Source organism: Massilibacillus massiliensis, from assembly GCF_900086705.1.
Lineage (GTDB): Bacteria > Bacillota > Negativicutes > FLKF01 > FLKF01 > Massilibacillus > Massilibacillus massiliensis.
In genome coordinates, this window is sequence record NZ_LT575483.1 from 1,940,205 (window position 1) to 1,951,300 (window position 11,096).

12 protein-coding genes and 1 other annotated feature (1 of these 13 only partly in view) are annotated in these 11,096 nt (G+C 39.1%); all 12 genes read right to left on the reverse strand.

Annotation, left to right across the window (positions count from 1 at the left end; all coding sequences use genetic code 11):
• Positions 1-19: 19 nt before the first annotated feature.
• A complete protein-coding gene (locus tag BN6559_RS09325; RefSeq protein ID WP_110954459.1) occupies positions 20-928 on the reverse strand; it encodes an N-acetylglucosamine kinase in 909 nt (302 codons plus the stop codon).
• Positions 906-2,069, reverse strand: coding sequence for a DUF871 domain-containing protein (locus BN6559_RS09330; protein WP_199883891.1), 1,164 nt, complete (start codon positions 2,067-2,069; stop codon positions 906-908). The genes BN6559_RS09325 and BN6559_RS09330 overlap by 23 nt, the downstream gene beginning before the upstream one ends.
• On the reverse strand, positions 2,059-3,396 hold the full coding sequence (locus tag BN6559_RS09335; RefSeq protein WP_110954461.1) for a PTS transporter subunit EIIC: 1,338 nt from the start codon (positions 3,394-3,396) through the stop codon (positions 2,059-2,061). The genes BN6559_RS09330 and BN6559_RS09335 overlap by 11 nt, the downstream gene beginning before the upstream one ends.
• Complete coding sequence (locus tag BN6559_RS09340) at positions 3,396-3,866, reverse strand: PTS sugar transporter subunit IIA (protein ID WP_110954462.1); 471 nt, start codon at positions 3,864-3,866, stop codon at positions 3,396-3,398. The genes BN6559_RS09335 and BN6559_RS09340 overlap by 1 nt, the downstream gene beginning before the upstream one ends.
• Positions 3,867-3,906: 40 nt before the next feature.
• Positions 3,907-5,052 (reverse strand): N-acetylglucosamine-6-phosphate deacetylase, encoded by a 1,146-nt coding sequence (gene nagA, locus BN6559_RS09345; RefSeq protein WP_110954463.1) that lies wholly within the window; start codon positions 5,050-5,052, stop codon positions 3,907-3,909.
• 165 nt (positions 5,053-5,217) lie between these two features.
• A complete protein-coding gene (gene nagB / locus BN6559_RS09350) occupies positions 5,218-5,964 on the reverse strand; it encodes a glucosamine-6-phosphate deaminase (RefSeq protein ID WP_110954464.1) in 747 nt (248 codons plus the stop codon).
• Positions 5,965-6,128: 164 nt separating this feature from the next.
• Positions 6,129-6,863, reverse strand: a complete 735-nt coding sequence (locus tag BN6559_RS09355; RefSeq protein ID WP_110954465.1) for a GntR family transcriptional regulator — start codon at positions 6,861-6,863, stop codon at positions 6,129-6,131.
• Positions 6,864-7,025: 162 nt separating this feature from the next.
• On the reverse strand, positions 7,026-7,262 hold the full coding sequence (locus BN6559_RS09360) for a non-oxidative hydroxyarylic acid decarboxylases subunit D (protein ID WP_110954466.1): 237 nt from the start codon (positions 7,260-7,262) through the stop codon (positions 7,026-7,028).
• The gene (locus tag BN6559_RS09365) at positions 7,262-8,686 is read right to left on the reverse strand and encodes a non-oxidative hydroxyarylic acid decarboxylases subunit C (protein WP_110954467.1); all 1,425 of its coding nucleotides are present in this window, start codon (positions 8,684-8,686) and stop codon (positions 7,262-7,264) included. The genes BN6559_RS09360 and BN6559_RS09365 overlap by 1 nt, the downstream gene beginning before the upstream one ends.
• A gap of 59 nt (positions 8,687-8,745) precedes the next feature.
• A complete protein-coding gene (lpdD, locus tag BN6559_RS09370) occupies positions 8,746-9,141 on the reverse strand; it encodes a prenylated flavin chaperone LpdD (protein ID WP_199883892.1) in 396 nt (131 codons plus the stop codon).
• 1 nt (position 9,142) lies between these two features.
• Positions 9,143-9,739 (reverse strand): UbiX family flavin prenyltransferase, encoded by a 597-nt coding sequence (locus tag BN6559_RS09375; RefSeq protein WP_110954468.1) that lies wholly within the window; start codon positions 9,737-9,739, stop codon positions 9,143-9,145.
• Positions 9,740-9,978: 239 nt separating this feature from the next.
• Positions 9,979-10,818 (reverse strand): MerR family transcriptional regulator, encoded by an 840-nt coding sequence (locus tag BN6559_RS09380; protein ID WP_199883893.1) that lies wholly within the window; start codon positions 10,816-10,818, stop codon positions 9,979-9,981.
• Positions 10,819-10,905: 87 nt separating this feature from the next.
• Positions 10,906-11,096, reverse strand: a sequence feature (most likely nonfunctional fraction of RNA operon); it runs 1,684 nt beyond the window's last position.

Below are 11,096 nucleotides of genomic sequence, written 5' to 3' on the forward strand. Positions count from 1 at the left end.
TTCCTTACCTACGATCCATTCACTTCAATGCTTGCAATGCCAGTATTACCGCACCTGCTACAGGTTCAACCTCAGAACATCTGATATCCACCTTGTCTTGCAGCTTCGCAATAACTCGCTCTCTTACCTGGGGGATCTTTCGCAGAATACTGCCCAATAATACAACCTTTATCTTTGGAGCAGCAGCAAAACCTCTGGCAACAACAGCCTCGATCAAAGCTATTATTTCATCCGCTGCATCCTTTAAAATAGCAATAGCCACCGCGTCTCCATTCGTTGCGGCGTTAACCACTACTTCGCTGAGTACGGCTACCTGCTTTTTAGTTGTCTTGGGATCATATATGAAAGTAATTAAATCATCAAAGGATACCAACTGTAAGAAATTCAGGATGTTATCTAACAATACGGTAGGCTGCTCCATACCCTCTGCTGCTTTAATACCTCGCACCAAGGCTTGTCGAGCAATGTCGTAGCCACTTCCTTCATCGCTGACTACATGCCCCCAGCCACCAGCCCGAAAGCATTCACCTTGTGCATTTACTCCATAGGCAATAGAACCTGTACCAGAAATAGCCACAATACCTTCCATTGTACCAGCTCCGGCAACCAAAGCAATCTCCGCATCATTGTAGAGGCCATAACGTCCTTTTAACCCCAAATCATCCAGAGTCGTGCCAATACTCACCTTATCCTGCTGTCGGTCGACACCTGCCAAACCTAAAGAAATGAACCGTAAATCACTACGTTCCAAACCAATGGTCGCAAATTCATCCAGCATGTCGCTGATCAGTTGACCAAATTTGGCTATACCAATCACATGATGGTTCGAGGCACCTCTTTCCACTTTCGCCAGGATATTCCCATGCCGATCCGCAGCCCAACCGTGGGTCTTGCTGCCGCCTCCATCAATCCCTAATACCCATTCCATGGTTTATAAATCCCTCCTGTCCTATCGTTGCGCATTTCTCCTTAAAGCAAAATGAGCGGCCAGGCTGAATATACTCCAACAGAAATAATTCCTCCTTGATTACTTGAGCCACTACATTTATTCTCGCGTCAATCGGCAATTCATGACATACCACTTGCAATTCACCCATGTAACGAAGATACTCGACATTATCAATCGTGACCGCACCACAAGGCCTGGGTAAAGGTGACTGTTTCCTAATAGTCTCATAACATAAACTTCGAGCTTCTTGGGAACGGATAACATGTTCACCCGGATCATTACGATTGGTATGTCTACCTAAAAGTATCGCTCTTTCCATGCTGCTGATGTCAGGTTTGATTTCAACCGCGAGTTCAATACAGCTTTCATCCAAGGCAGCCACGCCGGACAGCTCTTCAAGGGCTGCAAACGGATCACCGAAAATTACTGCATCAACCAGTTTACTGGCAAATAAATGTTTTGCGGCAGTGACCGGATTCATATGTCGATGTTGCTCCAAAGACGGTACCCCCTCATAGATCGGCCCCCGAGGATTGCTATGTGAAGCAATAAAAGCCGCTACCGGTATACCATAACTGCGAAAAAGCTGTGACCGCTCGGCAAAAAGGCGGTACGACAATCCGGTTTCCGGACGAGGATAATAGTTGTGACAAGCGCGCAAACGAGCGGTATCAATTCCCTCACCCAAAATAGTATGCAGTGTTTTCTCGTCAATTGTGCTGGCGTTTAGTTCAATATCAACTTCGCTTTCTTTGACCAATCTAGCAGTTTCGTGAAGGTTAAACCCAAAATCCAGACGTAGCGTGTCAATACCAAGTTTGCATAGATCATCGATATTGCCCGGCGTTATCCCTAATAATTCAAATGAAACTGGAGAAATATCGGCAGTTATGCTAAATCCTAACTGCTTTGCATATTTGACCATATTCGTGAATTCATTCAAAATCTTTTGACGATCAGCCTCTGGAATATGTAAAGAAGTAAAGATCCGTGAATAACCATATTGGTGCGCAGTAAATAAATATTCTTGAATAGCCTTTTCCTTGTAACCCATGCCGACATAGACCGATATACCTTTTTCCATTGCCATCAATTTATACCTCCCTCTATCATTCTTCATTCTTAGGATCATCAAAGCCTACAACCCAAGTAATCACAAACCCTGCGACATAAGCAATAAGAATACCGATCAGATAATACATAACGCCACCGGGCTTAATTAAAAACGCTAATGACAGCCCTGAGACACCTAATGCGATAGACTTCACCTGCATTAACGCCTGAAACGCACCGCCAAATCCGGCCCCTATACAGGCTGTGATGAAAGGACGCCCCAGCGGCAAAGTTACACCAAAAATAAGCGGTTCACCTATACCTAGAAAGCCTACCGGCAGTGCTCCTTTTATTAGTTCCTTAAGTTTTTTATTTTTGGTTTTAAAATAAACAGCAATCGTGGCCCCTACTTGACCGCCGCCCGCCATAGCCAATATAGGTAAAAGCGGATTTTCCTGCAATGTATTTAATAGTTCCATGTGGATGGGCGTTAATCCTTGATGCAGTCCGGTCATAACGACGGGCAAGAAGGTTCCGGCTAAAGCAAAACCAGCAATAGGGGCACCCGAACTTATCATGAATTTAAAAAAGCCTATAATTCCATCCGATAGATATCCGCCTATTGGTTGCAAGATATAGTATGTAGCAAAGCCAGTAACAAGTAATGTTAAGGTCGGCGTTATGATGATGTCAATCGCAGTCGGCACAAATTTACGCAACCGTTTTTCCACAATACTCATAAACCAAGCCACCAATAGTACGCCAATGAGACCGCCACGTCCTGGAACCAACGCCATTCCACTAATTTTTATGGTAGCAATCGCCGGATTGATAATCAAAATACCGGCTAAACCACCCATAGCAGGCGACCCACCAAATTCCTTTGCTGCATTTATACCGACAAAAACGCCTAGATAGGAAAAAATACCCCATCCAATTACATTTAGTATGGAAATCAATGCCCCCTGAGGATCAGCACCACAGCGAATTGCCACATTCGTTATACCAGCGACCATACCAGAACCAACAATAGCTGGCATCAGCGGTACAAAAATACTAGATAATTTCTGTAAAAACAATTTGAAAGGCGTGCGGTTTTTATCCTTATATGCGGCTTTAAGATCATTGACTTCGCCCATCGCTAGATTAGTCAACTCGCTAAACTCTGCAGCTACCTTATTTACTACACCTGGTCCGAGAATAATTTGAAGTTGCCCTGCTTGTTCCAAAGCTCCCAAAACTCCAGAGATTTGTTTGAGCTTATCGATATCAACCTTTTCCCGAGAACTGACTGTCAGCCTTAGTCTAGTCATACAGTGCGTAGCACTGGCAATATTCTCTTTTCCTCCAACGGCATTCATTATTTGTTGCGCTAACTCTCGTTCCTGTGCCATTATTTTACCTCAATGGCAAGTATAGGCCCCATACCGTCTGCCAAGTTTTTTTCGATTGTTTTGACCTTTTCATCCATATTTGTAATAACCATCATCGTCGTAAGCGGTTTTTCTTGCGCTACAATATAATCTCGATCAAAGGTAATCAACGGAGTTCCTTTTTTCACTACATCATTTTCCTTAACATGTGCCGTAAAGCCTTGACCTTGGAGGTCTACCGTATCGAGTCCAATATGAATTAGAATCTGAACGCCTTGGCTTTCTATAGCTACAGCATGTTTTGTTGCTGCCACTAATGTCACAGTTCCGTCACAAGGAGCAACTACAACATCCGTTTCTGGTTCAATCGCAAATCCATCGCCCATCATCTTAGTGGAAAAGACTTGATCAGAAACTTCGGTGATATCAATAATCTTTCCAGTAATCGGTGCATAGGTTTCTAGCTTCTTCTTATTAAAAAATCCAAACATGCTTTACACTCACTTTCTTCTTTACCTATTCATTACTATTCTAGCTTGGTCTTCTTTGATAGACTTTCTTCCCTTTTACTATTGTTGTAAATATTTCGATTGTGTCATCAAACAAAACAAGATCGGCTTGTTTACCACTTTCAATACTTCCTTTAAGATCGTAAATACCTAACTCCTTAGCTGGATTTACGGTTACGAGTTTAATGACTTCGGGCAAAGGAGCTCCCGTATTGTATTGAAACTTGCGAATCGCTTCATTCATCGTAAGTACACTCCCCGCAATCGTACCATCACGAAGCTTTGCTACTTGATCTTTAACGATGACCACTTGTCCACCCAGTTCAGATTCACCATCTGGCAACATACAAGCACGCATAGAATCCGTAACTAAAATCAGATGGTCACTCCCTTTTATTTTATAAACAAGTCGCTGCATTGCCGGATGAACATGTACATTATCAGCAATGAGCTCACAATTCACGTCAGTGTCAAGTGCCGCACCAACAACACTCGGTTTACGATGATGAAATTGCTGCATTCCGTTAAAAAGATGTGTAATCTGGGCAGCACCAGCAGAAATAGCCTGCATAGCTTCATCATAGCTTGCTGAACTATGACCTATTGAAACCACGATATTACGTTTTTTACATTCTTCTATAAAGTCATGACTACGCATCACCTCTGGAGCGATCGTCACTATTTTTATAATATCCTGATAGGGTTCTAACCACGAAAAATCTGGCGCAATAATGTGCTTTGGACTCTGCGCCCCTTTATATTCTTCACTAATAAAAGGCCCTTCGACATGACAGCCGATAATCTGAGCACCGCCCTCGATCTTCATTGCTGCCCGGATCTGCTCAAAACTACGATAAATCGTCGGAAAATCATATGTCATTGTCGTCGGTAAAAACGAAGTAACACCGGACTCTACCATACCTTGCCGAATAACGGCCAATGCTTCAGGCGTATCATCCATTGTATCGAAACCGCTGCATCCATGAATATGAAGATTAATGAAGCCCGCTGCAACATATTTTCCCTGCGCATCCAAAATGATATCTCCATCCTTGGCTTGAAAAATAGCTTTGGGTATGATTTGTTCGATAGTTTCATCATATAAAATAACCTGATCGGTTAAAATTGTATCTTTTAAAATAATCTTGCCATTTATAATTGCCTTCATCGCGCTCACCTCGCTCACATCATTTTACCATACAAATAAAGGAATGACTCCATGACAAATTTTTGTTGCCGCCCATTCCCTTATCATAATGTAGATACATTGGTAGTTTAATATCATAAAAACGATTTTATAAATTCCAGCTTCAAAGCCACTGCTGATACGACTTTATTTAGCGGAAGTTTTTTCAGGTAATAACGCTGCGGCTTCTTTATCGACAATGATAAGCACATCTTGATGCAATTGCAGAATAGATGCGGGAGCATCAGGTCGAACACCGCCATAGATTGCCTTATAAATTGCCTCCGCTTTATTTTTCCCATTTGCCAATAAAATCACTTTTTTAGCAAGCATAATTGTCTTAATTCCCATACTGATTGCATACCTCGGTACATCTTCACGGTCGGAAAAAAATCTTGCATTTGCCTCAATGGTTTCCTCATCTAGTTTTACCTTATGTGTCGTCGCTTCAAATTTAACATCCGGCTCATTAAATCCGATATGAGCATTTTGTCCGACTCCCAATATTTGCAGGTCAATACCACCCTTTGACTCAATAAGCTTGTCATAATGTTTGCATTCTTCATCCAAATTATCTGGTTTTCCGTTTGGAATAAAAATATTTTCTGGCTTAATGTTAATCTTATCAAAGAAATTTTCGTGCATAAAATAATGATAACTTTGTGGATTTTCTGGTTCTAATCCCAAATATTCATCCAAATTGAAACTGATCGCCTCTGAAAAATCCAAACCAATTTGTTCATGCACCTGAACAAGCTTTTGATACATCAAAAGAGGTGTACTTCCGGTAGCTAAACCTAATACACTATTGGGTTTTAAATACAATTGCCCAGCAACGATTCTGGCAGCAGCAGTACTCATTTCTTCATAAGATTCTGTCACAATAATACGCAATTTTATGTCCTCCTATAATGCCTTATCTAAAAAGCCTTCATGCTTTATCAATCATTTTTGTGCAATTTTTTCTTTATCATGATAATAGCAAGCTTCGTATTGTTTTCCGCGGCACACAATGTCCCTTTTGTCATTTTCATCTCTACACCAATAGCACTACAACTTTAACGATGCAATTCGATTTCAAATTTATATCGATCACTGCGATAGATTGCCTTTGTCACTTCAATCGGTACATCATTTTTCAAATAAGTTTTTCTAGCAAATAAAAGTGCTAGAGAATTACACTCTACTTGCAGCACCTCACTTTCATACTCAGATAACAGGATGGGTTCAATTGTCTGATAAGCATACTCGACCTTACGAGAAAAAACTTTATCAAGTACACCATATAAAGAATTATTTTCTAACATTGGTGCATCCAATTCATTACACAAATAGGCAGAGATATATACAGTTTCTAAGGCATATGGTTCACCTCCGCAACAGCGTAATCGCATTATTTTAAAAACCTCTGTATTGCTGTTAGGAAGTTGTAACTCTTTTTCCAATTTCTTAGTCGCAGTTTCACGTTGAAATGCAATGATTTTTGAATCTACGTCCATTCCCTTTTTTTGCATATCTTCTGTAAAACTTAATAAACTAGTTAAATGATGTTTTTCTTTCGTTTGTGCTACAAAGGTTCCTTTACCTCTCTCACGGTATACCACGCCTTCATTGACTAAGCTCGTAATTGTTTTATTTACCGTCATACGGCTAACTTCATGTACCTCACATAATTCTCTTTCAGTTGGCATTAGATCTCCAGGTTTAAGTTCCTCATTTTCAATTAGCTCAATTAAAATTGTCTTCAACTGGTAATACAATGGTATTGGTGAAGATTTATCTACTTTTTTCATAAAATCCATTCCCTCAAATTCAAATATAATTAAGGCAGGTTGATATGTTGTATATACAACATATCAACCTGCCTTAATTATATCACTAAAAAGTTAAATGTAAATATTTTCTACAATTAACTTGGTCGATCATTCGTTGAATGACCGACCTGCTTATATTAATTAAACTTTGCTGTTTTTACGTAATTCAGGAATTGGCGGCAACTGTGCAAGTGTTGAAATTTGAGTTGGATCAATCTTGAATCTTTTATCATATTTTTCTGGATTCGTAATTTCTTCATCTTCAGTAGATCTCCAAGAAAAACAACAAGTTTCACAAATATATACTTCCCAAGCATCATCAACAGGTGCCTTTGTCAAAAGCTCTACAGTTTTAGAATCACATCTCGGACAAATCATTATTTTTCCCCCTTTACATTCTGACGCAAATTTTGCAAATAAGTTTGCCAGAAATCAGCTTTTTCAGGATGTTCTAATAGTTCAGTATCTCTAGCTGTATCTGGAGCAACCGGTGTTGTTGCATCAATGATAAGTTTGGTATGCATGCCTGCGGGTTCAGAAGAAGGATCTAAAGGCATCCCCGGTGCATAAGGAATCATCACTACATCTTTGTCAGGACGCACCCGCGTAGTCAAGGCCCACATTACCCGTTCTAAATTGAACGGATCTACAAATTCATCCACTACTATAACGATTTTGGAATAAGGCATTCCGTGAGGCGTAGATAACAATCGCATAGCAACAGCTTTGCCATAGCCACCAAATCTTGACTTAGTTGATATAATCACACCAATTCCATGCGTATACATCGCGTTTACAGCAACAACTTCAGGAAAATCTCGTTTTAGTTGCCGATATAGCGATAAACTCGTATTGAGTGCTACCAAATAATCCACTTCTGTCCAAGGCATTCCTAAATACAGATTTTCAAAAATAGGATTTTTTCTATGTGTAATCGTATGAATTTTAACCTCTGGCTGTAACCTGGCTCCGGAATAACTTCCTGGGAACTCCCCAAAAGGTCCCTCTATTCTTCTTTTGCGTGGTAAAATATACCCTTCAAGAATAATTTCACTCCTTGCCGGAACATCCAGATTTCCTTTTTCACTCTTGGTCAGTTGAATAGGTTCACCTTTTAAAGCTCCAGCAAAATCATACTCGGATTCATCATATGCAATTGGTGTACTTGACATGAAATTCAGTACAGGATCATTGCCAAGACAAATCGCTATCGGCAATGGCTCATTTCTTTCTTCAGCATTTCGAATATGAATACCAATATCATGAAAAGGCACCGGCTGAATACCAAGTAAATCTTTGCCCTTTATCTGAATTCGATAAGTACCTGCATTTTGCGTGTTATAGTTATCCGGATCGTCTGGATCACGAGAAACAATTAAAGCTTTAGATAAATAAAACCCACCATCGTATTTATTCACCCGAAACAGGGGTATTAAATCAAAAAGATTAATATCTTCTGTAAGCTTAACTTCTTTTACCGGAGCATCATCTACCCAAGTTGGCTTAACGGGAAAATCTGACCATTTCTTATCCAATTCGAAGAACTGATCCTTTAACGGAGTATCTTTTGGCATTCCTAACATAAGCGCATGATTTTGCCATGAACCATGTACGTTTAGTACTACACTATTTGTATAACCTTTTACCTTTTCGACAAGAACAGCCGGTCCATTTTCTAGATCAGGTGCCGCTCTTCCTATCGCACTTAGATCCGGTTCCGGCATTACTGGCTCTTTTACCCTTAATAATTGACCTTCTTTTTCAAGAATTTCTAAAAAACCTCTTAAATCTTTATAAGCCAAATTGCATCTCTCCTTTAGCCTTTTATTCAACTATAAATTGCAATATTTAAATACAACATTTATACCATCTGTTGTATGAGTTTGTTAGTTAAATCCTTCAAAAGCTCAATTGTGATTCTGATCTCTTCATCTGTTATATCCTCAACGTGAATACCACATGTAACAACCACATTTTTATTTAATTTAGACGCAAGTACGCATGATACATAGCGTGCAGCCTCATCATCTTTATGGCCTATTACATTTAGCACCGATGTTGTAGCACTGGTAGCTGTTTTATCTTTCAAACCTGGTCGCGGAACGCTTAAGGTTACGCAACCGATATGAGGAGCGTCGCCGCCGTAAAGAATTACGCATAGATCGTTACCTACAGGAACTGCTTGCAAAGTTATCTTTATTCTGCCGCTCTCTACAGTTATAGGTTGTACCATATCTCCCTTAACGTCTCCTGCCAACTTACAAATCCACCTCTCCCCATCTCTTAAAACCTGCCACTTCAATGCCAAATTTATCGAGAACTTTAGCAATAATATGCCGATTCATATCAGCTAAACTGACAGGAGCATTATAATAGGTCACCATGGGCGGAATAATATTTGTACCGAGCTCGGACAGAGCCAACATATTTCTTAAGTGAATTGTACTTAAAGGACACTCTCTAGGAACGATCACCAATGTTCTTTTTTCTTTAATCGTCACATCGGCAGCTCTTAGAAGCAGGTTATCAGAATATCCACAAGCTACACCAGCAACCGTTTTCATACTACAAGGAACGATTACCATACCTTCTGTTTTAAACGAACCACTTGCAATGCTGGCACCAATATTTTTTATATCATAAACTTTATCAGCTAAATTTCTTACTTCATTCCATGTGTACTTTGTTTCTTGCTCAATCGTTAACTCGGCACCATGCGTAATAACTAGATGCGTTTCCCATTCTGCTTTTTCGCGCAGAATCTTCAACATTTCAATTCCTAATATAGCTCCACTCGCTCCGCTCATGCCGATTACGATTCTTTTATTCTTAACTGTTTTTATTTTATCTTCCATACTTCATAATGCCCTTCTAAAATGATATACTCGACTAAATTGACGTCTTATCAAATAAACTGATTCACTAAATTCTTTGCGTGATCTTATGCAATTCACAGCAAAACTACATTGATTCCCCTTGCCAGGCTACCAGGCTACTTAAGAAACCTCCTCATTGCAGCTTTTATGTAATTTAACTAACCTTATAAAATATTTTAGACTGTATACCCGCTATACAGTCAATCATAAAAATTCATCTATATTTTTTCTACAGGAATTTGCAATTGACAAAGTTCCATATAATTGTCCTGATCGTAAAAGGTATTATCCAAGATACAAATATCAGCTACATTTCCCGTAATTTTATAATGGTTCTCAGCAATCCACCCTAAAAGCCGATGCAAGAACTTTATATTATAAGGCATTCCATACTTATACATGCAAGCGTATTTCCCTGCCGGCAAAGTAATGATATGCTCAATATCCGTATCGATTGTCGGTAAAGATATAAATATTCCAGCGCCCGCACCAGCAAAAATATCTTTTTGCTCTAGACGATCTGCCATAATAATCGTACCAAAACCAGTTGAGGGAATCATTCCTTGTTTCATAAGAATATTCCAGCCCCTCATTAACGCTAAATGCAGCTCTTGTCTAGTTATTTTATTTTTTATTGGAAAAAATGCTGCTTTCCTTTCAGGGAATTCTTCTATTACAGGTCTATATAATTCTTCTTTATAATGATTGACACTTGAATAGGTCGTTAACCTATTTTGAATCGATGCTTGAATTGATAACAAATTTTCTATTTCTTTATTTATAAAATTTTGATGATAGTCTAGTAAAGAAATGGCCGTCGTCAAATTTCTATTCTCTATATGTTTTTTTATATCTTCCAGCTTGATACCAACTGATTTCAAAAAACAAATTTCTCTTAAGAAAGGAATTTGAAATGGACTGTAATATCTATATCCATTTTCATCAACTTTTTCAGGCTTAAATAGTCCTATTTTATCGTAATAAATTAAGGTTTGTCTTGAAATATTATGAATTTCGGCCATTTCACTAACTGATAAACGTTTTCTAATTGGTCTCACCTCGTAACCACAATAATTCCTTAAAAAAGAATAGTATTTATAATTGTTTTTCAAAAGATTTATTTTTTTAAATTTTATATAACAAAAAAGCACTCACAAATGTGAGTGCTTTCCATCTTAACCGGCAACTACCTATCCTCCCAGGGCGTTTCCACCCAAGTACTTTCGGCGTTTATAGGCTTAACTACTGTGTTCGGTATGGGAACAGGTGGATCCCTATAGCTGTCGTCACCAGATTCTTCAGAGTTATTCTCTGAAAACTATACAGAAGTTTTATT